This window comes from Pseudomonas sp. R4-39-08 (assembly GCF_003852275.1).
Taxonomy (GTDB): domain Bacteria; phylum Pseudomonadota; class Gammaproteobacteria; order Pseudomonadales; family Pseudomonadaceae; genus Aquipseudomonas.
This window is the reverse complement of sequence record NZ_CP027733.1, coordinates 649,512-673,188: the sequence shown is the minus strand read 5'-3', so window position 1 is coordinate 673,188 and position 23,677 is coordinate 649,512. Positions and strand designations below refer to the sequence as shown.

Below are 23,677 nucleotides of genomic sequence, written 5' to 3'. Positions count from 1 at the left end.
ACTGCGCCCACAGTCTTTGGGGGCAAGTGCAAATCGCCTTGAGCCGCGTGATACAAGGCCTGCAGGAGCTTTTAGAAAGTTTTTTGCTTGACCTGGACAGAGGCGTATGTAGGCGTTTTCCCCGGTGAACATCTAGACGATGGCTCCAGGCCAGTCATTCCGGCCTCTGCGGCAGTCTTTCCAGAGTTTAGTCACAGACTTATCCACAGGCAGGAGTGACATGCAACGGTCATATACCTGTGTCTTTAAACAGGTTGACAAACCCCTCGAAGGGTCGCGAAAAAGTGGCTGATCAAATACTAACCACACCGCTGCAAGCCACGGTTTCAGAGGCCTGCAGCCAGCTACTCCCACCTTACCCACAGCCGGTTCCACAGCGGATGGGGACAAGTCAAAACTGTGACAAAACAGGGATTTGCGGCGGCTATATGTCGCGCTTTGGAGGGGAGCTGAATTTGTTTTCCACAATTTGGCGCAGGCCTTGTGGATCACACAAAACAATGTGGGAGGGGGCTTGCTCCCGATAGCGTTTTGTCAGTCAGCACATCTGAAACTGACACTCCGCTATCGGGAGCAAGCCCCCTCCCACAGGGTACCGCGCAGTCAGTGCCCGCCCAGGTAGGCGTTGCGCACTTCCTCATTCACCAGCAGTTCCTTGCCCGTACCGGTCAGGCGAATCTCGCCGTTGACCATCACATAGGCGCGGTCCGACAAGCGCAGGGCGTGGTTGGCGTTCTGCTCCACCAGGAAGATGGTCATCCCGGTGGAGGCCAGCTCGCGCAGGGTGGAAAAGATCTGCTTCACCACGATCGGCGCCAGGCCCAGGCTGGGCTCATCGAGCAGCAACAGCTTGGGCCGGCTCATCAGCGCGCGGGCGATGGCGAGCATTTGCTGCTCGCCACCGGACATGGTCATCGCGCGCTGGTTACGCCGCTCCTTGAGCCGTGGAAACAGCTCGAACATGCGCTGCATGTCTTCCTGCGCGAACTTGTCGCCAATGGGGATGGTGCCCATCAGCAGGTTTTCCTCGACGGTCATGTCGGGGAATACCCGCCGCCCTTCCGGCGATTGCGCGATGCCGTTGGAGGCGATGTAGTGGGACGACTTGTGGGTAATGTCCACGCCGTTGTAGAGAATCTGCCCCGACTCGGCCCGTGGCTGGCCGAAGATCGACATCAGCAGCGTGGATTTGCCCGCGCCATTGGAGCCGATCAGGCTGACGGTTTCGCCTTCGTTGATGTACAGCGAGACTTTTTTCAGGGCCTGGATCGGGCCGTAGAACACGTCCAGGTCCTTCATTTCGAGGATAGGCCCGTTCATACGAGTTCCTCTTCGTCTGCGCCCAGGTAGGCGGCGATCACTTTCGGGTCGTTGCGGATTGCGTCCGGCCCGCCTTCGGCGATCACGTTGCCGTGGTCCAGCACCACGATGTGGTCGGAAATACTCATCACCATGCCCATGTCGTGTTCGATCAGCACCACTGTGAGGTCGTGTTCGTCGCGCAGCAGGCGAATCATCGCGCTGAGGGCTTCGGTTTCCTGAGGGTTGAGGCCCGCTGCCGGTTCATCCAGGCAGATGATCTGCGGCCGCGTGCACATCGCGCGGGCGATTTCCAGGCGGCGCTGCTGGCCGTAGGAAAGCTCGCCGGCGAGGCGGTTGGCGCAGTCCACCAGGTCGACCACTTCCAGCCAGTAGAAGGCGTGGTCGAGGGCATCGCTTTCGGCCTTGCGGTAGCCCTTGGTGTTGAGGATACCGGCGAGCATGTTGCGGTTGACCCACATGTGCTGGGCCACCAGCAGGTTTTCCAGCACCGACATTTCCTTGAACAGGCGAATGTTCTGGAAGGTCCGCGCCAGGCCCGCGCGGTTCACCAAATGGGTGCCGCCGAACATCTTGTAGTACACCCGGCTGAAAAAGCTTTTCGGCGAGACGAAATCGGTGGCCTGGAAGCGCTCACCCAATAACTGGATCACATTGGTCTGCTTGCCACGCACGTTGAGTTCGATCTTGCCGCCACTGGCCTTGTAGAAACCGGTGAGGCAGTTGAACACGGTGGTCTTGCCGGCGCCGTTGGGGCCGATCAGGGCAAAGATCGAGTTGCGCTTCACCTTGAGGCTCACATCGCTCAAGGCCTTGATGCCACCGAAGTGCATCATTAGGTGTTCAACGGAAAGGACGACTTCCTTGCTCATGGCGCCACTCCTTTACGTGGTGTCACACCGGTACGGCTGATGCGGATCAAGCCGCGCGGTCGCCAGATCATCATCACCACCATCAACACGCCAAACAGCAGCACGCGGTATTCAGAGAAGCTGCGCAGCAGTTCCGGCGCAACGGTCAACACGAACGCCGCGATCACCACACCGACCGTCGAGCCCATGCCGCCCAAGACCACGATGGCCAGGATCAACGCCGACTCGAAGAAGGTAAACGACGACGGGTTGACGAAGCCCTGGTAGCTGGCAAAGAACACCCCGGCCAAGCCGGCCGTGGAGGCGCCGATGGTGAACGCCGAGAGCTTGACCAGTACGTGGTTCAGGCCCATGGAGCGACAGGCGATTTCATCTTCGCGCAGGGCTTCCCAGGCACGCCCGACCGGCATGCGGGTCAGGCGATGCTTGATGTACAGCACGGCCAGAACCACCAGGAACAGCACGATGTAGATGAACATGAACTTGATATTGGGGTTGTAATCGATGCCGAAGAACTCGTGGAACGGGATGCCGCCGTCCTTGGCACGCTTGCCGAACTCCAGGCCGAGGAAGGTCGGCGAAGGCACCGGCATGCCGTTCGGGCCACCGGTGAACGACAGCCAGTTGTTGAGCACCAGGCGAATGATTTCACCGAAGCCCAGGGTCACGATGGCCAGGTAGTCACCATGCATTCGCAATACCGGAAAGCCGAGTATGCACCCCGCCAACGCCGCCGCAATGGCGGCCAGCGGCAGCACCGTCCAGAAGCCCAGGCCGAGATATTGGTAACCCAGCGCCAGGCCGTAGGCGCCGATGGCGTAGAACGCCACATAACCCAGGTCGAGCAGACCGGCCAGGCCCACCACGATGTTCAGGCCCAGGCCGAGCAATACGTAGATCAGCCCGAGGATCACCACGGTCAGCAGGTACTTGTTGGCAAAGATCGGAAACACGATGGCGATCACGATCAGCGCCGGAATGATCCAGCGCAGCCGCGACTTGTAGTCCGGCGCCCGCACGTGCACGCCGGAGCCGCTGCTTTCGAAACCCTGCAGGATCTTCACGCCCTTGGGGGTTTGCAGGAACAGGCTGAGGGCAAAGCGCCCGGCCATCACGATGGCGACCAACGTGGCCACGCGCGCCGGTTCCAGGTTGAAGCTGTAGCCGTCGAGCACCACGCCGACGATCGGGCCGAACACGATCAGCGAAATCAGCCCGGCGAGGACCGTATCGACCACACTTTTCTTGATATCGATAGATTTGGCAGCAGACATGTTTACACCTTCGCCACAAGTGGGCGACCAAGCAGGCCCTGGGGACGGAAAATCAGAATCACCACCAGCAGGGAGAAACTGAACACGTCTTTGTAGTCGGAGTTGATCAACCCCGAGAACAGCGACTCGGAGATACCGAGGATGATCCCGCCCAGCATCGCCCCAGGCAGGGAGCCGATGCCGCCGAGTACCGCTGCGGTAAACGCCTTGATGCCGATGATGAAGCCGGCATAGAAGTCGAAGGTGCCGTAATTGAGGGTGATCAGCACGCCGGCCAGGGCGGCCATGGCGGCGCCGATGACGAATACGTAGGAGATCACGCGGTCGGTGTTGATGCCCAGGATCGAGGCCATCTTGCGGTCTTGCTGGGTGGCGCGGCACATGCGGCCGAGCTTGGTGTATTTGATGATGTAGGTAAGCAACGCCATGCCGGCGAAGGCCGCCACGAGGATGAACACTTTGGTGTAGGTGAGTTGCACGAACCCGGTGCCGATATCGACGCGCCAGGCGCCGGCCAGCAGGGTGGGAATGCCTTGTTGCTTGGCGCCCTGGGCGATCTGCGCGTAGTTCTGCAGGATCAGCGAGATACCGATGGCGCTGATCAGCGGAGCCAGTCGGGTGGAGTTACGCAGCGGTTTGTAGGCGACACGTTCGATGACCCAACCGTACACGCCGGTGACGACGACGGTGAAGACCAGAGTGCCGAGAATGAGCAGCGGGAAGGATTCGATGCCGAAGTAAGCCAGCAGTGCCAGACTGATCGCCGCGAGGTAAGCGGAAATCATATAAACCTCGCCGTGGGCGAAGTTGATCATGCCAATGATGCCATAGACCATTGTGTAGCCGATGGCGATCAGGCCATAGACCGACCCGAGGGTCAGGCCGTTGACCAGTTGCTGCAGGAAAATACCATCCATAACGCAATCTCACGCGGTGAGCACCTGCACACCGGTGGGTGTGCGGCGCTTCTGGAGGAAAACAGAGGCTTGGCAACATCCCCTGTAGGAGCGAGCTTGCTCGCGAAGAACGTCAACGATGACGCGGGCATCCTGAATGCCCGCGTCGCTCTCGGGTTTTTCGCGAGCAAGCTCGCTCCTACAGAGGTGCCGCATTCAGTTCGGCTTACTTCTGCTTTTCCAGCTGGTGGTATTTACCGTCTTTGTCCCACTGGTAAACCACATAGTCGGAGATTTTCAGGTCGCCCTTGGTATCCCAGGCCTTTTCGCCCATGACGGTTTTAACCGGGTGAGCCTTCAGCCACTTGGCTGCGTCCTCGCCCTTGTTCGACTTGGCGCCGTTGAAGCCGGCGGCCAGGGCCTGGATCGAGGCGTAGGCGTACAGGGTGTAGCCTTCGGGCTCGGTGCCGTTTTTACGGAACTGCTCGACCACCGCCTTGCTGTCCGGCAGCAGGCGCGGGTCGGCGCCGAAGGTCATGTAGACGCCGTCCACGTACTGCGCACCACCGGCGGTCGCCACCAGTTCGTCGGTCACGATGCCGTCGTCGGACATGAACTTGACGTCTTTCAAACCGGCTTCACGGATCTGGCGAACCAGCGGGCCGGCTTCCGGGTGCAGGCCGCCGAAGTACACGACGTCGGCGCCCAGGGAGCGGATCTTGGTGACGAGGGCGCTGAAGTCTTTCTCGCCACGGGTCAGGCCTTCTTCCAGCACCGGCTTCACGCCGCGCTTGGTCAACTGGGCAGCGGTGGCGTCGGCCAGGCCCTTGCCGTAGGTGTCCTTGTCGTTGATGACCGCGACTTTCTTGCCCTTGAGCACGTCGACGATGTAGTCGCCGGCGACGATGCCTTGCTGGTCGTCTCGCCCGCACATGCGGAACATGGCGCCCAGGCCGCGCTCGGTCACCTGTGGGTTGGTGGAGCCGGGGGTGATTGCGATGATGCCCGCTTCGTCATACACCTCGGAGGCCGGGATGGTGTTGGAGGAGCAGAAGTGTCCGACCACGCCGATCACTTTGTCCTGGTCGGCCAGGCGGTTGGCCACGGCCACCGCTTGTTTCGGCTCGCAGGCGTCATCGCCGGCCACCAGCACGATCTTTTCGCCGTTGACGCCACCCGCCTTGTTGACCTCATCGGCTGCCGCCTGGGCACCCTTCATGTACTGCTCACCGAAAGCGGCGTTGGCACCCGTCATCGGGCCTGCCACGCCAATTTTCACATCAGCTTGAACAAACGTAGAAACACCCAGCGCCGCTGCAACGGCGAGGGCCAGAAAACCTTTCTTGTAAAACGTCTGGGACATGAGTGGTGCTCCGATATTTTTGATTTTTGGCACGACAACTTGCATTCAAACTTTTCACTGAAAGCTCAGAGCAAGCCGCGTGCCATTACTTTTTTATTCTTCAAAAAGACACGGTGTCATTGTTATTGCTGGCGTTTCGAGTCCTTTCGCCAGGACGTGCAACCGTCTAGCTCCGACAGGTGCAACCGGCACACCAAAAAAGTACAACCCCGAACGGTGGCACCTGCAACCGGAGGGATAAACAACAGCTCCACTACTTGTAACCAGCTGCGTAACGGAACTGCACATTTACAGTGCGCGATTGCTACGACTTGCACCAATACAGATGGGTAGCCGGCTAAGAAAATGCCGGCTTCCGCGCGCTATTTCGCGGATCAGATCACGATCCGCAGGCATTGCCCGGCGTGATACAGCGAGAATCCCGCTTCATACAGGCAACTGCGCAGGCCTGCGCCCGCCAGCGGCTGCATCGGTGTAAAGGGAATCGGCAGCGCCTGGGGATTCTGGTGACACAAATAGTCGGCAAACGCTTTACCGACCACGCTGCCGGTGGTCACTCCACGCCCGTTATAGCCGGTGACCGCCACCAGCCCAGGCGCCGGCTCGAACAAACGCATCAGGTGATCGGGCGTAAAGGCGATGCAGCCGGTCCAGGTGTATTCCCACTGCACCGACTTGAGATACGGGAAGTAGTGCTGCTGCACCCGATCGGCCCACGCTTTGAGGAACCAGGCCGGCTTCTGGTTGCCGTTGCCCAGGCTGCCGAGCAACAGGCGGCCATCGGCATCGCGGCGGATGCTGCTCAGCACCTGGCGCGTGTCCCATGAACCCTGGCCACCCGGCAGGATGCGTGAGGCAGCGTCGTCGGTGAGCGGTGCCGACGCCACCTGATAGTAATAACCGGGGAAGAAATTGCGGCGCAACTCGGTCCATTCGCCTTCGGTGTAGGCATTGGAAGCGATCACCACCTGTGCGGCCCGCACCGCACCCTGGGCGGTCTGCACCAGCCAGTCTGCACCCTGGCGCTCAAGCTGGGTGACCGGGGAATGATCGAATAACTGCCCGCCCAACCCGGCCGCCGCATTCGCCAGGCCGCTGGTGTAGGCCATCGGGTTCAAGGTGCCGGCGCGTCGATCCAATAACGCGGCGGCTATTTTCGTGGTGCCGGTGGCCTGCTCGCACGCCTGCCCGGTCAGCAACTCGACCGGCGCACCGCGGCGCTTCCATTGCGCTTCACGGCTGCGCAAGTCCGCCTCGCCACGAGCGTTGTGCGCCATGTGCAAAGTGCCCTCGCGGCGCAGTTGGCAATCGATGGCGTATTTGTCGATCAGGCCGAACACCAGCGACGGCGCGGCGCCCAACATGCGGTTGAGCTGACTGCCCACGGCTTCGCCGAAACCGGCTTCGATCTCGTCCGGCGGGATCCACATGCCGGCGTTGACCAGCCCGACGTTGCGCCCCGAACCGCCATGGCCGGTGCGGTGAGCCTCCAGCACCGCGACGCTTTTACCCTGTTCCAGCAAGTGAATGGCCGCCGACAAACCGGTGATGCCGGCACCGATCACGCACACATCCACCTTGATTTCGCCTTTGAGCGCAGCGCGATCCGGCCGGCTCGGGGTGAGGTGTTCCCACAAACATGTTTCGCGTAAAGGCATTGCCAGACTCCGGGATGGACCCACCACCGATCGTTCCCACGCTCTGCGTGGGAATTTAGCCCTGGACGCTCCGCGTCCGCTTTAACGTCGTGACGCGGAGCGTCACAGGATGCAGTCCCACGCGGAGCGTGGGAACGATCATCATCACTGCGGCTTTAGTCGAATGTAATGCCTTGAGCTAATGGCAACTCCAGCGAGTAGTTCACGGTATTGGTCTGGCGCCGCATATACCCGCGCCACGCATCCGAGCCCGACTCACGCCCGCCGCCCGTCTCCTTCTCACCGCCAAACGCACCACCGATTTCCGCGCCACTCGGGCCGATGTTGACGTTGGCAATCCCGCAGTCACTGCCCACCGCCGACATGAACTGCTCGGCTTCGCGCACATCGGTGGTGAAGATGCATGACGACAAGCCTTGTGGCACCGCGTTGTTCAGGCGCAGGGCCTCGGCGAAGTCGGTGTAGCCGATCACATACAGAATCGGCGCGAAGGTCTCGGTGCACACCACGTCGCTCTGCTCGGGCATTTCCACAATCGCCGGCGACACGTAGTAGGCGTTGGGGAACTGGTCTTCGAGCTGGCGCTTGCCGCCGAACACCTTGCCGCCCTCGCTCAGAGCTTGCTCCAGGGCGTCCTGCATGTTGTCGAAGCCGTGCTTGTCGATCAGCGGACCGATCAGGTTGCCTTCCAGCGGGTGGCCGATGCGCACCTTGGCGTAGGCGGCCTTGAGGCGGGTGACGATGTCGGCCTTGACCGACTCATGGGCGATCAGCCGGCGCAGGGTGGTGCACCGCTGGCCGGCGGTGCCGACCGCACTGAACAAAATGGCGCGCACGGCCATGTCCAGGTCAGCGCTGGGGCTGAGGATCATCGCATTGTTGCCGCCCAGTTCGAGGATGCTGCGGGCAAAGCGCGCGGCGACTTTCGGCGCCACTTCGCGGCCCATGCGCGTGCTGCCGGTGGCGCTGATAAGCGCCACACGCGGGTCATCCACCAGCGCGGCGCCGGCATCGCGGCCGCCGATAATCACTTGGCTGAGATACTGCGGTGCATCCTTGAAATTCTTCAACACCCGTTCGAACAGCGCCTGGCAGGCCAGCGCGGTGAGCGGGGTCTTTTCCGACGGCTTCCAGATCACCGCATTGCCGCACACCAGCGCCAGCGTGGTGTTCCACGCCCACACGGCCACCGGGAAGTTGAACGCGCTGATCACGCCGACCACGCCCAGTGGGTGCCAGGTTTCACGCATATGGTGGCCGGGGCGCTCGGAGGCGATGGTCAAGCCGTAGAGTTGGCGTGACAAGCCGACGGCGAAGTCGCAGATATCGATCATTTCCTGCACTTCCCCCAGGCCTTCCTGGGTGATCTTGCCGGCTTCCCAGGATACCAGCTCGCCAAGGTCGGCCTTGTATTGGCGCAACATGTCGCCCAACTGACGCACCAGCTCGCCGCGACGCGGGGCCGGCACTTTGCGCCAAGCGTCGAATGCATGCTCGGCGCGACTGACCTGCTGCTCCACCTCGGCGGCGCCTTCCCAGTGCACACTGCCGATACGGCTGCCATCGATCGGCGAATGCACGGGCTGGGTACCCGCCTGGTACAGCGCCGGGTTTACCCCTAGACGGTCAAGCAATGCGGCAACCATGGGTCACTCCTTCAAACAAAAGCAGAAAAATGTGCGCCGCAACCGGCGCGGCGATCCAGGCCTCATTTGTAGCTGGCCCAAGACTTGCCAACAAACGACGATTAGGCGAGATATCATTCCGTTTATTCATGCAAAGAATAAAAAGAGGCATGCCGTGCTGAACAAAAGACATTTGCCTTCGATCACCGCCCTGCAGTGTTTCGAAGCCGCCACCCGCCACCTGAGCTTTACCCGCGCCGCCGAGGAACTGAACCTCACCCAAAGCGCGGTGAGCAAACAGGTGGCGCAGCTGGAAGAGTTGCTGCAACACCTGCTGTTTCGCCGGGTGCGGCGCCGCTTGCAGATGACCCCGGCGGGCGATCTGTACCTGGTAGAGGTGCGCAAGATTCTCACCCAAGTGGAGATGTCTACCCACTACCTGCGTTCCTACGGCGGCGAAACCGAAGTACTGCGCGTGTCCACGCCCTACACCTTCGGGGCGCGCTGGCTGGTGCCGCGCCTCAAGGGCTGGGGCCTGCGCCACCCGCAGATTCATTTGGACCTGTGCAACGAACAGGAACCGGACGAACTGCTGCAAGGCAAGGCCGACATGGCGTTCTACTTCGGCCAGGGTTCACGCCCCGGCACCGAAAGCTTGAAGCTGTTCAGCGAAGAACTCATCCCCGTATGCGCCCCGGAGAGCCTGCCGGCAGCGCCGTTCACCGACCCCACCCAACTGAGCGAGCTGGTGCTGCTGCAAAACGCCTCACGCCCCCAAGGCTGGCATGACTGGTTCGCCAGCCAGGGTTTCCACACCGAGCACAGTTATCACGGGCCGCGCTTTGACACCTTCTATATGTGCATTCGCGCAGCGCAAGTCGGCTGCGGCGTGGCGCTGTTGCCGCGCTTTCTGGTGGAAGAGGAACTGGCCGACGGCAAGCTGGTGATTCCCTGGCAGCATGCAATGCCGAGCCAGGATGCGTATTACCTCTCATATCCGGAGCATTCGGCGGAGGTGCCCAAGGTGCGCGAATTTGTGAAATGGATGCTGGAGCAGGTCTGATTCTGGAATGCATTTCAATGTGGGAGGGGGCTTGCCCCCGATGAGGCCAGTAGCCACACCAAAAAAATCACTGGCAAAACCCCACAGGTCTATGCGCCACTAGCCCCCTTCCTCAATTGAGCGTAAAGGCCGGCGCCCCTCGCCGACCCGTCTGGAGATTCCCGTTATGAGCGAGAGTGTGTTTGCCGATCGCATCGTGCAGAACCTGCTCGACACCGACTTCTACAAGCTGACCATGATGCAGGCGGTGCTGCACAACTACCCGAACGTGGAAGTTGAATGGGAGTTCCGTTGCCGCAACAGCGAAGACCTGCGCCCTTACCTGGCGGAGATCCGCTACCAGATCGAGCGCCTCGCCGAGCTGAGCCTGAGCCCGGACCAATTGGGTTTCCTGGAGCGCATCAGCTTCATGAAGCCGGATTTCTTGCGTTTTCTCGGGCTGTTCCGCTTCAACCTGCGCTACGTGCAGACCGGTATCGAGAACGGCGAGCTGTTTATCCGCCTGCGCGGGCCGTGGCTGCATGTGATCCTGTTTGAAGTGCCGATGCTGGCCATCGTCAGCGAAGTGCGTAACCGCTACCGCTACCAGACCGTGATCCTGGAACAGGCCCGCGAGCAGCTGTACCGCAAGTTCGACTGGCTGACCGCCAACGCCAGCAGCGATGAGCTGTCCGAGTTGCAAGTGGCCGACTTCGGCACGCGTCGGCGCTTCTCGTACCGGGTGCAGGAGGAAGTGGTCAGCGTGCTCAAGCACGACTTCCCCGGGCGTTTTGTCGGCACCAGCAACGTGCACCTGGCCCGCGAGTTCGATATGAAGCCGTTGGGCACCATGGCCCATGAGTGGATCATGGCCCACCAACAACTCGGCCCGCGCCTGATCGACAGCCAGATCGCCGCCCTCGATTGCTGGGTCCGCGAGTACCGTGGCCTGCTGGGCATCGCCCTGACCGACTGCATCACCACCGACGCGTTCCTCGGCGACTTCGATTTGTACTTCGCCAAGCTGTTCGATGGCCTGCGCCACGACTCCGGCGACCCGGTGCAGTGGGCGGAAAAAGCCATCGCCCACTATCACAAGCTCGGCATCGAGCCGATGAGCAAGACCCTGGTGTTCTCCGACAGCCTGACGCTGCCCAAGGCCCTGGAGATTTTCCGTGCGCTGCGCGGTCGGATCAATGTGAGCTTTGGCATCGGCACCAACCTGACCTGTGATATTCCAGGGGTGGAACCGATGAGCATCGTGCTTAAAATGACCGCCTGCAATGGCCAGCCCGTCGCGAAGATTTCCGATGAAGCGGGCAAGACCCACTGCACCGACCCCAATTTCGTCGCCTATTTGCGTCACGTTTTCAAAGTACCTGCCCTATCCAGCAAGGAGTGAATCATGCAAGCCGTACAGCGTGAGATTGCGCAGCAGCTCAAGGTGCAAGCGCCGTTCAAAGACCAGGCCGCCCTTGAGGCAGAAGTCGCCAGGCGCGTGGCTTTTATCCAGGACTGCCTGCGCAATTCCGGGCTCAAGTCGTTGGTACTGGGCATCAGTGGCGGTGTCGACTCCCTGACCGCAGGCCTCTTGGCTCAGCGCGCCGTGCAGGAACTGCGCGCCAGCAGCGGCGACGAGGCCTTTCGGTTTATCGCCGTGCGCCTGCCCTACGAAACCCAGTTCGACGAACACGAAGCCCAGGCATCGGTGGACTTCATCGAGCCGGACGAGCGCCACACCGTCAACATCGGCCCGGCGGTCAAAGCCCTGGCCAATGAAGTGGCGGCGTTCGAGGGCAAACCGGTGGCCTCCCGCGACTTCGTGCTGGGCAACACCAAGGCGCGCATGCGTATGGTCGCGCAGTACACCATCGCAGGCGCGGCCGGTGGGCTGGTGATCGGTACCGACCATGCGGCGGAAGCGGTGATGGGCTTTTTCACCAAGTTCGGTGACGGCGCCTGCGACTTGGCGCCGCTGAGCGGGCTGGTGAAAAACCAGGTACGGGCGATTGCGCGACATTTCGGCGCGCCGGAGTCGTTGGTGGAGAAAGTGCCGACGGCCGACCTGGAAGACCTGTCGCCGGGCAAGCCGGACGAAGCGTCACATGGCGTGACCTATGCCGAGATCGATGCGTTCCTGCACGGTGAGCCGGTGCGTGAGGAGGCGTTCAGGATTATCTGCGAGACGTATCGCAAGACTGAGCACAAGCGCGTGATGCCATTTGCGCCTTGAGGTGAGGCAGAGAGTTTTGCGTTGATTGTCAGAATGCCATCGGGGGCAAGCCCCCCCCACACTTTGATTTGTGAATACATTCAAATGTGGGAGGGGGCTTGCCCCCGATGAACGATAACGCGGTCTTATTTGACGACCACAGTACCTTTCATCATCGAGATGTGGCCCGGGAACGAGCAGAAAAACGCGTAATCCGTACCTGCGGCCAGTTTGGACACATCGAAGGTCACCGAATCTTTCTCGCCTGCACCAATGATTTTGGTGTGGGCGATGATGCGGTCGTCACCTGCTTTCAGGTAGTCCTTGTCAATACCGGCGGCCATGCCGTCGGCGGCAACGCCAGGCATGTCGGCCTTGGTGGTCAGCACCCAGTTATGACCCATGACGTTTTTCGGCAGGCTGCCGGAGTGAGTCAGCTCAACGGTGAACTGCTTGCAGCTCTTGTCGATAGTGATTTCTTTGGTGTTGAACGACATCTGGTCGGTGGAGTCGACAGTGACCTTGCACTCTGCGGCAAGCAACTGGCCGCTAGCCAGAGTCAGCAGGGAAACAGCAACGAGTTTGGCGAACATGTGAATCTCCAAGGCAGGGTTGAATAACGCGTATTGCGACAAGGGTGCCTCAATCAGGCGTGAGTTCTTATGATCTGCATCAACAGATTGTATACAACTTTAGGCTATCAGACTGATCAACACAATCTACAAGCCAACCTCGCAGCCACTGAATATGATCGGCCCATCACCCTTGGAGCCCGAGCCATGCATCTCAATCAACTGTTCAACAGCCTGCTGGCCGCCTACGCCAGCGGTAAGTGAAGGCCAAGCGCGCTGCTAAGCTGCTACCATAGCCACCCAAGGCAGCCGCGCGCCGCCCACCCTCACCTTCGTACCCTAGAGGATCGCCCATGGCCAAACCTAATTACTCCTTCGCCAAACGTCAGAGAGACTTGGCCAAGGAACAGAAGAAAGAGGAAAAGCTGCAACGCAAGAAAGCCGCTGCAGATGAAGAAGCAGGTGCACTGAACCCGGATGCGGAAGGTGAAGTGGCAGCAGACGAGACTGAAACCCCGAAAGACCCGGCTGAATAATTGATCGTTCCCACGCTCTGCGTGGGAATGCAGCCTTGGACGTTTCGCGTCCCGGCGCACAGTGACGCTGAGCTTCACCGCAGGCGTTCCCACGCAGAGCGTGGGAACGATCCCGTTACATCAGCGGCATCACCGTCACCCGCACCTCCGGGTCATGGCTCCCTCCTCCCAGGATCACCCCTCGCAACGGCGACACATCGGAAAAATCCCGGCCCCACGCCAGGGTGATGTGCTCCAGCGCCGGCTGCACATTATTCGTTGGATCGAAGTCTACCCAGCCCGACTCCGGGCAGAACACCGACACCCATGCATGCGACGCATCGGCGCCGATCAGCCGTGGCTGGCCGGGCGGTGGCTGGGTCAGCAGGTAGCCGCTGATATAGCGTGCCGCCAGCCCCCGCGAACGCAGGCAGGCGAGCATCAGGTGGGCGAAGTCCTGGCACACGCCGCGACGGCGCTCCAGCACTTCCACCAGCGGCGTGGCAACTTGCGTGGCTTCGGCATCAAAGGTGAATTCGCTGAAGATCTTGTGCATCAATGCCTGCACGCCTATCAACAAGGGCGCGCCAGGCGGGAAGCAGCTTTCGGAGAACTCGACGAAGGTTTTTTTCAGATGCACGTAAGGCGATTCGAAGCGGTAGCGGCAGGCTTCGATCACCTCCAGCGACAGCGGTTGGCTGCTGTAGGTGAGGCTGTCACGGGTGCGGTCCCACGGCGGCGATTGCCGGAAGTCCAACGCGGGTCGCGCCAGCACTTCCACGGTCAGCCCGGCATTGACCAGCAGTTCATCATGGGGCCGCTCGAACGCCACGCGCGTGATCGGGTTGCCGAACACGTCCAGTTCATCGCGGCGTGAAGAAGGCTGCGGGCTGATATCCAGGGTTTGCCAGGTGCAGCGCTGCCACGCACAGGGCCGCGGCCATAAATGCGCCAGCTGCTGGGCCAGGGACACCGGGCTGTCATAGTGATAATGGGTGTCATGGAAAATCTGATAGCGCGCACTCATCACACCGACACCGTTTGCTGGCTGACATCATCCACATGGGCAAAGTGACGCAAGGCCAGGCGATCCGACACTTGCCCGCTCTCATCGGCCACCGCTTGCAGCAGGTCGGCCAGGCCGTCCAACGCGGCGCGCACGCTGGCTTCGCCGAACAGCGGGTTCTCCAGGCACCCCAGGTCAAAGCGCGCCAACTGCTCCACCAACGGCCCCAGGCCGGTTTCCCGTGGCACGCCGAAATCATCGTTCAAGCGCCGCAGGGTACGGCTCACCAGTTTCAGCTGGAACAGCACCGCATGGGGGTTCTGCTCGTCGAGCAACAGCAGGTCGAGCACCGGAATCAGTTGCGGCACTGCCAGGTAACGCGAGCGGTAGGTGATGCTGCTGTTGCCCAGCTCCAGCAACCACTCCAACCCCGCCTGATCGAATACCGCCACACCGCGCAGGAACGCGGCAAGGCTGCTGCTGAGAAACTGCAGGCGCTCGATACGCCGCCCCATCATCAAGAAGCGCCAGCCTTCATCGCGGGTCATATCGTCCAGGGCAAACCCCGACAGCGCCGCCAGGGACATCACCAGGCGGTTGAGGAAATCCAGCAGTTGACCGAAGTCTGGGGTTTCGCTCTCTAGCTCCATGGCTTCGCGTTGCAGTTCCACCAGGGCCTGCCAGTTTTCCCGGGACAACTTGCCGCGCACCTGGGACGCCGCCCACTGCAAGCGCTGCAGATTGGCGCGCAGGCTCGACGGCCAATCATCGCCGAGCAACGCGGCCAGCAAGCGTTCGGGAAGCGCCCCTTCATCCGGCAACAATCGCAGGCTCTCACCCAGCTCCACCGCCGCCTGCAGCGCCAACGGATCGTCGCCGTCGACATAGCGCGCCAGCACGATACGCAGCCAGCGCGCGCTGTCATCACAGCGCTCGCAATAACGCCCAAACCAGAACAGGTTTTCTACCACGCGTGACGGCAGATACGGATCGCGGCGCACCAGGTCGTGTGCGCCGATCGCGCGCTGGGCGCGCCATTGCTCGCCACCGGGGGCACGCTCGCCGAGTACCCAGGTGTCCTTGCTCGCACCGCCGCGCTGCATCGACACCACTTCGGCGTCGGCGTCGGCGGCCACGCGGGTCAAGCCGCCGGGCAGTACGCGGTAGCCGTCGTCACTGGCCACGGCGTACACGCGCATGCCGATGGCGCGGTGTTGCAAGTGGTCATCCACGGTGTGCCACACCGGCGCCTGGGACAGCTGCGCCAACTCCTGGGCGACGTAGGCGTAGGGCCGCGCGCGCATGCGTTCGGCCAGGGCCTGGCGTTGTTCGGCATTCAGGTCGCGCCCGAATACCGGGGCGAAACTCTGCGAGGGGAATGCCGGTTTGATCAGCAACTGCGGCAGCTTTTCCAGCGCCTCGGCCAGCACCGGCGCCTCACCGCACCACCAGGTGGCGATGGACGGCAGGATCAGTTGTTCACCAAATAAAAACTCGTTGATCTTCGGCAGGAAACCGAGCAGCCCCGGCGACTCCAGCACGCCACTGCCCAGGGCATTGGCCACCAGCACATTGCCTTGTCGCACGGCATCGAGCAGGCCGGGTACGCCGAGGGCCGAATCGGTGCGCAGCTCCAGGGGGTCGCAAAAGTCGTCGTCCAGGCGACGCATGATCGCGTTGACGCGGCGCAGGCCACTGAGGGTTTTGAGGAACACCGTGCTGTCGCGCACGGTGAGGTCGCCGCCTTCCACCAGCGGGTAACCGAGCTGACGGGCGAGGTAGAGATGCTCGAAATAGCTTTCGTTGAAGCGCCCCGGCGTGAGCAGCACGATCAGCGGCGGCTGGTCATCGCCGGGCGCCTGGCGGGCCAAGGTGTCCTGGAGGGTGCGGAAGAAACCGGTGAGGTGTTGCACCTGCAGGTCACGGTACAGATCCGGGAAGGCGCGGGACACGATAGTACGGTTTTCCAGGGCGTAGCCGGCGCCCGACGGGGCTTGGGTTCGGTCGGCGGTCACCCACCAGCGACCATCCGGCGTGCGGGCCAGGTCCACGGCGAACAGGTGCAGAAAGGTCCCGTCCGGCGGCTGGATGCCCTGGCACGGCCAGAGAAAGTTGTTGTGGCCAAAGACCAGCTCGGCGGGCAGCAGGCCTTCTTTGATCAGGCGCTGCGGGCCATAGAGGTCGGCGAGGACGGCATTGAGCAGACGCGCCCGCTGGGCGATACCGGCCGACAGGTGCTGCCACTCATCAGCAGCCAGCACATGGGGCAACAGGTCCAGTTCCCACGGACGATCGGCGCCCTTGGGGTCGGCGTAGACGTTGTAGGTCACGCCGTTTTCCTGAATCTGCCGGGTCAGCAATGCCTGGCGCTGGGCCAGTTGGGCCGGCGTGCTGCGTTGCAGGTGGTCGAGCAGGCGCTGCCAATGGGCCCGCACTGCGCCGCTGTCATCCAGCAGTTCGTGATAGGTGCCTGGGGTCAGGGGGTAACGGTCGAGCAAATCGGACATGGAACGCTCGGCAGAGGCAAGGGAAGTCAGGTTAACTCAACAAACACTGCAAATCCCCTGTGGGAGGGGGCTTGCTCCCGATGGCGGTGAATCAGTCAACTCATGTATCGGCTGATGCTGCGCCATCGGGAGCAAGCCCCCTCCCACATTTGGATCGCATTCAATCATTTTTATTGGGGAAGCGGCGTAAATCCAGGGTCATTGGCAATTCATCGTTCACCACTACAGTTGGCACATCCAGCTTGCCTGGACTATGCCCCAAGCGGAAAAACCGCGCCATCCGCCGGCTCTCGGCTTCATTGGCATTCACCGGCAAGCTGTCGTAATTGCGCCCGCCCGGATGGGCCACGTGGTATTGGCAGCCGCCCAGCGAACGCTGCATCCAGGTGTCCAGCAGGTCGAACACCAGCGGCGCATGCACCGCGATGGTCGGTTGCAGGCAGTTGGACGGTTGCCAGGCGCGGTAACGCACGCCGGCGACGAACTCGCCGACGCGGCCGGTGGGCTGCAGCGGCACCGGGATGCCATTGCAAGTCAGCAGATAGCGTTGCGCCGGCAAGCCGCTCAATTTCACCTGCAGGCGTTCCAAGGAAGAATCCACATAACGTACCGTGCCGCCCACCGCACCCTCCTCGCCCAGCACATGCCAGGGTTCCAGGGCCTGGCGCAGTTCCAGTTCGATGCCACTGACGGCATAGTCGCCGACCTTGGGGAAACGGAACGCCAGGTGCGCGGCAAACCACTCGGCGCGCAGCGGATAACCGGCGGCGTTGAGCTCCGCGATCACATCCGCGAAATCCTGCTCGATAAAGTGCGGCAGCAGGAAACGGTCATGCAGTTCGGTGCCCCAGCGCGCCAGCTTCGGTGGCGCATAAGGCTCACGCCAGAAACGCGCGACCAGCGCCCGCAACAGCAACTGCTGGGTGAGGCTCATGCGCGCATGGGGCGGCATCTCAAACGCGCGCAGTTCCAACAGGCCCAGACGGCCGGTGGCGCCGTCGGGGGAATAGAGCTTGTCGATGCAGAACTCGGCACGATGGGTATTGCCCGTCACGTCGATCAGCAGGTTGCGCAGCAGCCGGTCGACCAGCCAGGGCGGGCATTCTTCGCCCGGCGCGGGCATTTGCGCAAAGGCGATTTCCAGCTCATACAGTGCGTCGTTGCGCGCTTCATCCACCCGGGGTGCCTGGGATGTCGGGCCGATAAACAGACCGGAAAACAGATAGGACAGCGATGGATGGTTGTGCCAGTAACTGATCAGGCTGCGCAGCAGGTCGGGCCGGCGCAGGAACGGTGAGTCCTTGGGTGTCGCGCCGCCCAACACGAAATGGTTGCCGCCGCCGGTGCCGGTGTGGCGACCGTCGATCATGAATTTCTCGGTGGTCAGGCGGGTTTGCCGCGCCTCTTCGTAAAGAAACTCGGTGCGTTCCACCAACTCGTCCCACGTGGCGGATGGCTGCACGTTGACCTCGATCACGCCAGGGTCCGGCGTGACGCGAAAGTTGCTCAGGCGCGTATCGGCCGGCGGCTCATAGCCCTCCAGCAACACCGGACAATGCAGTTCTTCAGCGGTGGCCTCGATGGCCGTCACCAGCTCCAGATAGTCTTCCACGCGCTCCAGCGGCGGCATGAAGAGATAGAGGCGCCCTTCCCGTGCTTCGGCACACAGCGCGGTGCGGGTCAGCCAGTCGGCGGATTCATCCAGCTGTGGCACACGCTCTTCACTCGGCGCGGGCTCGCCATGGCTTTGCAATTGCGCGGTGGTCGGCAGTTGCGGTTGATCCTGATTCGGGTCGGTCGGATGCACGAACGGATATTCCGCTGCCGTCACCCAAGGCTGCGAGGCCAACGGCAGCCGATAACCCAACGGCGAATCGCCGGGCACCAGGCGGCAGTGATCGTCGCGCAGGTACCAGCGCCCGCTCTGCCAGCGATCATTGGCGGCGGTGCGCGCCAGCGGCAGCACCTGGCCGATGATTTTATCCAAGCCTTGGCCGAAGACTTTGCGCAGGCGTTCGCGTTCCAGGTCGTCGGTTAAACGCGGGTCCTGGGCAGTGACGTTTTGCGGCAGCGCGCCTTCGCGCCACAGGTAGTAGAAATTGTCTTCGAACGCCGGAAACACAAAGCGCGCCGGCAGCTTGAGGCGTTCGGCAACGCTGGCCAGGAAGCGCCCGGCCAACGGGCCATCCGCACCATAGTCTGCTTGCTCATCGGCGATCAGCGCACTGTTGTGCCAGATCGGCACGCCGTCGCGGCGCCAGTAGCAGTTGAGCGACCAGCGCGGCAGTTGCTCGCCGGGGTACCACTTGCCCTGGCCGAAGTGCACCAGGCCCTGGGGCGCGTAGTGCTTGCGCAGGCGCTGGAAAAGTTCAGCGGACAAGCGGCGCTTGTCCGGCCCCAGGGCGGCGGTGTTCCACTCGGCGCCGTCGGGGTCGTCGATGGACACGAACGTCGGTTCGCCGCCCATGGTCAGGCGCACATCGTCCCTGAGCAGGTCACCATCGATCTGCCGGCCCAGGGCCTGGATCGCCAGCCATTGATCTTCGGTGTAGGGCTTGGTGACCCTCGGGGCCTCCCAAATCCGCTCTACCGACATTTCGTGGGTGAATTCGCACGCGCACGGTTCCACCAAGCCACTGATCGGGGCTGCGGAAGATGGATCTGGACTACAGGCCAACGGGATATGCCCTTCACCGGCGAACAACCCGGAGGTGGCATCCAGGCCGATCCAGCCGGCGCCGGGCAAATACACTTCGCACCAGGCGTGCAGGTCGGTGAAATCCACCTCGGTGCCGGAAGGGCCGTCGAGGGCTTTGACGTCGGCGGTGAGCTGGATCAGGTAGCCAGAGACAAACCGCGCCGCCAGCCCCAGGTTGCGCAGCAGTTGCACCAGCAGCCAGGCCGAATCGCGGCACGAGCCCGAGGCGTTTTCCAGGGTGAATTCCGGGGTTTGCACGCCCGGTTCCATGCGGATCAGGTAGCCGATATCGGCGGCCAGGCGCTGGTTTAGCCCGACCAGGAAATCCACGGCCGGCAACGGTGTGCGGTCGATACCGGCCAGGTAGGCGGCAAACTTCGGCGTCAGTGGCAAGGTTTCGAGGTAAGGCGCCAGCTCGCGCTGCTCATCGGCGGCGTAGCTGAAAGGGATGTTCTCGGCGTAGGGCTCGAGGAAAAAGTCGAAGGGGTTGAATACCGCCATCTCGGCGATCAGATCGACTTCGATGCGCAGTTGGTCAGTCTTTTCCGGAAACACCAGGCGCGCGAGGTAGTTGCCCTGGGGGTCCTGCTGCCAGTTGATGAAATGCTGCTCGGGCAGCACTTTCAGCGCATAGGACAAAATCCGCGTGCGGCTGTGGGCAGCCGGGCGCAAGCGCACAATCTGCGGGCCGAGTTCGACGGCGCGGTCGTAGCGGTAATGCGTAACGTGGTGCAACGCGACATGAATCGACACGGCGGCCTCCTGCGAGCCAGGGCATGGGCACAACGCGCGCAAGACTTATGCCAGAGCGGCAGTCATTGCGCTTTATCGTGGGGCCCGGTGCAGTACAGCACCAAAACGACGCCATCGTACGTGCCATGGTGCGACCGCCGCACATATTTGTGGCGAACCCTTGGAGGGAGGTGGTGAATCTACCCAGTCATGGGGCCTTGTGCCTGGCGCCGAGGGCTTGGCGCAGGTGGCGAATTTCAACGAGTTTGGCTCGCATCTCGCGCTGCCCCTTGCTGTTGAGTATCAGCAGCCCGAACAGTGGAAAAACCAGCGCCAACCCATAAAGAACACGATGAGGGCCGTATTGGATCATCGGCAACACAAACAGCAGGCAAGCGACGTAAATACCGACCATCAACCATGCCCAAGAGGGTTTGCCGCGCAAGATCATAAAGTTGCTATGCACCGTCAGCAGCGTGAACACCGCCCCGGCCAGCATGATCTTGAGCCCGACTTGAGCAAGGGGCGCATCATCAAAATAGGTGACGAACGCCAGCGCCACGGCCAACGCCAATGAAAAATACGCCGCAAATACGCCGCCCAGAAACGTCAGAAAGTAATGCCTGAAAAAGTCCCGGAGCGTCATCAATTCGCCCATTCTTTTACTTCCTCGTACAGCCCGATCGCGATGGTATTGACGTTTCCGGAGTAGGCGCTCCCGCCGAACCCTACGACTGCGCTCAGGGCGTCCTTGATCTGCCAATCGTTGACCTCGGGCCTGCCACCTCAAGCGTTGTGCGGGCAAGCCATTGATGCATTGCAGCGAACTCGCGCCCGCCGCCTACCCTATCACCACGACGACGGAACTAGCGACCGCACTGAACGGCACCAGGAGGGTACCGCTGGCAATCGCAGCCCAACTGATGACAGCACCCAGACAGGAGATCCCGGTGTTCACGGCCTCGCCGATCAGCCTGGACTCTCTGGGGTGCTCATCACATGTTGAGCGAATTGTGTCGGCCGATGCTGAACAGGGGGTTGCTCATGGGGGCTCGTCCTTGAAAGGGGGTGACTGAACTGACGCTATCGGGGGCAAGCCCTAATGCCAGTCAGTTAAGCGTACACCACCGTCTGTAGGAGCGAGCTTGCTCGCGAAAAACGTCAACGATAACGCGTGCTGCCTGAATAAACGCGGTGCCTGTGAGTTTTTCGCGAGCAAGCTCGCTCCTACAAAAAGCCTTAACTGACTGGCATTAGGGCAAGCCCCCTCCCACACTTGGATGTGTGAATACATTCAAAATGTGGGAGGGGACTTGCCCTCGATAGCCGTAGGTATCTACACACTTTGGCGTAGCCCTGAACCTGTGGCGAGGGAGCTTGCTCCCGTGGCGAGCTGGCGGCCTATAGCTATCTGACTGATGCCGCGCGATCCAAATGTGGGAGGGGGCTTGCTCCCGATAGCGGCCTGACAGCCGACCAAGATGTTGGATCAAGGCGAGTACATATCCGTTGCTGCGGTAACGGCTGCTATGGGTTCCGCCCTTACGGCGGCTCACTTTTGAAAAGCGCAAAAGTAAGCAAAACGCTCTTGCCCCACCACTCGGCACCTCGCTTAGGGCTCGGTGTGCCCGTAATCCGACATTGATTTGGGGGTCCGCCGCCACGCGCCATCCATGGCGCGGGGCGGCTAAACCGGCATCCCTGCCGGTTTACCCCCCAAATCAATATCGAATTCCGGCCAGCGTGGTTTAACGGGGCGCCTAGATCAAAAGCAAGATCACAAGCAAGAGCGGCTCGCTTCGCATCGTGATTACCGTAGGCTGCTACACAGTTATGTAGATACCTATGCAGTCATGGGGCCTTGTGCCTGGCGCCGACGGCTTGTCGCAGGCGCCGTATTTCAAGTAGCCGCTGACGCATTTCGCGATGGCGCTTGCTGTTGAGCAACAGCAACCCCAGCAGAGGGAATAACACCGCCGAGCCGTACACCAGGCGATTGAGGTCGTACTGAATCATCGGCAAGACGAACAACAGGCAAGCGCCGAGGTATCCCGCCACCAGCCTGGCCGCCCAGGGATAGCCACGCGCGATCATCACGTTGCCAAACACCAGCACCGCCACCAGCAGCAGGATCGCAGCCCCGGAATAATTGGACTTGAGCGCTGGCTCTACCCCACGCAAATAGGTCACGCCCGCCGTGGAAACGGCAACTGAGCCGGAGAAGATCGCCATGAAAACAGTCCCCATGAACACCGGGAAATAACGGGCGAGAAAACTGCGCATATCGGGGAAGCCGCTCATTCGGTCAAATCCTCGTACAAGCCGATCGCAATGGTGCTGGCCGTACCGACATGCCCTGTTCGATAGCTACCGGTGATACCCAATAGGCCGCCCAGCGCATCTTTCAATTGGGTCAGGGTGGCGTGACGGATTTCGGTGGAGCTGTAGCTCTTGGTCAGCTTGCCGGCGCGCTGCTGCAGCTTGAGTAACTTGGGCGTCAGGCTCGGATCGCGCAGGCTGAGCAACTCCTTGGTCAACTTCTTGCGCTCCTGACGGCTCAGGCCCTTGAGCAGTTCATACCAACTCTTACCCAACGCGGCGGCCTTGTTGGCCTTGAGCAGCCTAACCGTGGTCAAGGCCCCCGTGCCAATACCCACCAGCGAGGCCGCATCCAGGATGGGTGAAACCGCGCCATACCATTCGGCGTCGTCCATGCGGTCGTTGGCATCTGGGTCAAGCACTTCGTTATAGGTACGCGCAACACCAAACCCGCATTGGGCGCTGCTGGCCAGCGCCGCCGTAATGCCAATGCCCACGACAAAAGCGCTGGCACCGGCTGTGAACGGAACGGCGACGCTGCCGCTGAACACCACGATCCAACCGATCACCGCTGCGCCGCAGGAAAGACCCATATCAAATGCCTCCTTCTGGAGGCGCCCTTCACGGGGGTCTGTCTTTACTTGTTCCACAAACTGGGCAGGCGAAATGTACTTCTGCGCCTCGCGTAAAATGATGCGCTTGGGCTTGATACTGCAGATGGGCCTGAATTCGCGCAGGGTAATGACGTTGAAGTCGGCGTCGATGTAGACAACGCCTGCGCCAACGATGCCTGGATCGGCGTCGATGGCCGCAAACAGGCGCGGCAGGTTGATCTGGCTTTCAATACGCTGGCGCGCCATGAACTGGGAGCGGTTGGAGTCCATGCCGATGGTGAGCAGGGGGTTGCTCATGGAGGTGCTCTTCCTTGAAGGGGGTGACTGGACTGACGCTATCGGGGGCAAGCCCCCTCCCACACTTGGATGTGTGAATACATTCAAATGTGGGAGGGGGCTTGCTCCCGATAGCGCTTCAATGGGCGCCACCTTACCAAACAGGCTCACCACCG

General features: G+C 61.5%; 19 protein-coding genes. 5 read left to right on the top strand and 14 right to left on the bottom strand.

The annotated features are described in order from the left end of the window. Positions 1 to 603: 603 nt before the first annotated feature. The 7 genes from C4J88_RS02790 to C4J88_RS02760 form a co-directional block, all read right to left on the bottom strand. Positions 604 to 1,320, bottom strand: coding sequence for an ABC transporter ATP-binding protein (locus C4J88_RS02790; protein WP_124361049.1), 717 nt, complete (start codon positions 1,318 to 1,320; stop codon positions 604 to 606). After that, a complete protein-coding gene (locus tag C4J88_RS02785) occupies positions 1,317 to 2,192 on the bottom strand; it encodes an ABC transporter ATP-binding protein (RefSeq protein WP_124361048.1) in 876 nt (291 codons plus the stop codon). Before C4J88_RS02785 ends, C4J88_RS02790 begins: the two co-directional genes overlap by 4 nt. Next, positions 2,189 to 3,466, bottom strand: coding sequence for a high-affinity branched-chain amino acid ABC transporter permease LivM (gene livM, locus C4J88_RS02780; protein WP_124361047.1), 1,278 nt, complete (start codon positions 3,464 to 3,466; stop codon positions 2,189 to 2,191). Before livM ends, C4J88_RS02785 begins: the two co-directional genes overlap by 4 nt. A gap of 2 nt (positions 3,467 to 3,468) precedes the next feature. Further along, positions 3,469 to 4,383 (bottom strand): branched-chain amino acid ABC transporter permease, encoded by a 915-nt coding sequence (locus tag C4J88_RS02775; RefSeq protein WP_048727385.1) that lies wholly within the window; start codon positions 4,381 to 4,383, stop codon positions 3,469 to 3,471. A 205-nt stretch (positions 4,384 to 4,588) separates the two neighbouring features. Next, entirely contained in the window at positions 4,589 to 5,725 is a 1,137-nt protein-coding gene (locus C4J88_RS02770; RefSeq protein WP_124361046.1) for a branched-chain amino acid ABC transporter substrate-binding protein, read from the bottom strand. Between the two features lie 374 nt (positions 5,726 to 6,099). Further along, positions 6,100 to 7,383: an FAD-binding oxidoreductase gene (locus C4J88_RS02765; protein ID WP_124406160.1), complete on the bottom strand. Its 1,284-nt coding sequence runs from the start codon at positions 7,381 to 7,383 to the stop codon at positions 6,100 to 6,102. A gap of 155 nt (positions 7,384 to 7,538) precedes the next feature. Further along, the gene (locus tag C4J88_RS02760; RefSeq protein WP_124406159.1) at positions 7,539 to 9,029 is read right to left on the bottom strand and encodes an aldehyde dehydrogenase family protein; all 1,491 of its coding nucleotides are present in this window, start codon (positions 9,027 to 9,029) and stop codon (positions 7,539 to 7,541) included. A 154-nt stretch (positions 9,030 to 9,183) separates the two neighbouring features. On the opposite strand from C4J88_RS02760, the gene C4J88_RS02755 reads away from it, so the two are divergent. The 3 genes from C4J88_RS02755 (at position 9,184) to nadE (ending at position 12,283) form a co-directional block, all read left to right on the top strand. Beyond that, entirely contained in the window at positions 9,184 to 10,071 is an 888-nt protein-coding gene (locus C4J88_RS02755; protein WP_124406158.1) for a LysR family transcriptional regulator, read from the top strand. Positions 10,072 to 10,237: 166 nt separating this feature from the next. Continuing rightward, the gene (gene pncB / locus C4J88_RS02750; protein WP_124361042.1) at positions 10,238 to 11,452 is read left to right on the top strand and encodes a nicotinate phosphoribosyltransferase; all 1,215 of its coding nucleotides are present in this window, start codon (positions 10,238 to 10,240) and stop codon (positions 11,450 to 11,452) included. Positions 11,453 to 11,455: 3 nt separating this feature from the next. Next, positions 11,456 to 12,283, top strand: coding sequence for an ammonia-dependent NAD(+) synthetase (nadE, locus tag C4J88_RS02745; protein ID WP_124402907.1), 828 nt, complete (start codon positions 11,456 to 11,458; stop codon positions 12,281 to 12,283). A gap of 125 nt (positions 12,284 to 12,408) precedes the next feature. Here the strand turns inward: nadE and azu are convergent, their stop codons facing one another. After that, positions 12,409 to 12,855, bottom strand: a complete 447-nt coding sequence (azu, locus tag C4J88_RS02740; RefSeq protein ID WP_124406157.1) for an azurin — start codon at positions 12,853 to 12,855, stop codon at positions 12,409 to 12,411. 69 nt (positions 12,856 to 12,924) lie between these two features. Here azu and C4J88_RS27345 point away from each other — a divergent pair, with 69 nt between their 5' ends. Both C4J88_RS27345 and C4J88_RS02730 read left to right on the top strand, forming a co-directional pair. After that, positions 12,925 to 13,098, top strand: a complete 174-nt coding sequence (locus C4J88_RS27345) for a hypothetical protein (protein ID WP_164487707.1) — start codon at positions 12,925 to 12,927, stop codon at positions 13,096 to 13,098. Between the two features lie 89 nt (positions 13,099 to 13,187). After that, positions 13,188 to 13,370: a hypothetical protein gene (locus C4J88_RS02730; protein WP_057724239.1), complete on the top strand. Its 183-nt coding sequence runs from the start codon at positions 13,188 to 13,190 to the stop codon at positions 13,368 to 13,370. 115 nt (positions 13,371 to 13,485) lie between these two features. Here C4J88_RS02730 and C4J88_RS02725 read toward each other — a convergent pair whose 3' ends face one another. The 6 genes from C4J88_RS02725 to C4J88_RS02695 all read right to left on the bottom strand — a co-directional run bounded on the left by C4J88_RS02725 (position 13,486) and on the right by C4J88_RS02695 (position 23,522). Next, the gene (locus C4J88_RS02725; RefSeq protein WP_124406156.1) at positions 13,486 to 14,376 is read right to left on the bottom strand and encodes a transglutaminase family protein; all 891 of its coding nucleotides are present in this window, start codon (positions 14,374 to 14,376) and stop codon (positions 13,486 to 13,488) included. Continuing rightward, positions 14,376 to 16,862 carry a circularly permuted type 2 ATP-grasp protein gene (locus C4J88_RS02720; protein WP_124406155.1) on the bottom strand — a complete coding sequence of 829 codons (2,487 nt, stop codon included), beginning with the start codon at positions 16,860 to 16,862 and terminating at the stop codon, positions 14,376 to 14,378. The genes C4J88_RS02725 and C4J88_RS02720 overlap by 1 nt, the downstream gene beginning before the upstream one ends. A 160-nt stretch (positions 16,863 to 17,022) precedes the next feature. Beyond that, positions 17,023 to 20,313 carry a DUF2126 domain-containing protein gene (locus tag C4J88_RS02715; RefSeq protein ID WP_124406154.1) on the bottom strand — a complete coding sequence of 1,097 codons (3,291 nt, stop codon included), beginning with the start codon at positions 20,311 to 20,313 and terminating at the stop codon, positions 17,023 to 17,025. A 187-nt stretch (positions 20,314 to 20,500) separates the two neighbouring features. Continuing rightward, positions 20,501 to 20,950: a hypothetical protein gene (locus C4J88_RS02710; protein WP_124406153.1), complete on the bottom strand. Its 450-nt coding sequence runs from the start codon at positions 20,948 to 20,950 to the stop codon at positions 20,501 to 20,503. A 1,193-nt stretch (positions 20,951 to 22,143) separates the two neighbouring features. After that, complete coding sequence (locus C4J88_RS02700; protein ID WP_124406152.1) at positions 22,144 to 22,593, bottom strand: hypothetical protein; 450 nt, start codon at positions 22,591 to 22,593, stop codon at positions 22,144 to 22,146. Continuing rightward, positions 22,590 to 23,522, bottom strand: a complete 933-nt coding sequence (locus C4J88_RS02695) for an NAD synthetase (protein ID WP_124406151.1) — start codon at positions 23,520 to 23,522, stop codon at positions 22,590 to 22,592. The genes C4J88_RS02700 and C4J88_RS02695 overlap by 4 nt, the downstream gene beginning before the upstream one ends. Between the last annotated feature and the right edge of the window lie 155 nt (positions 23,523 to 23,677).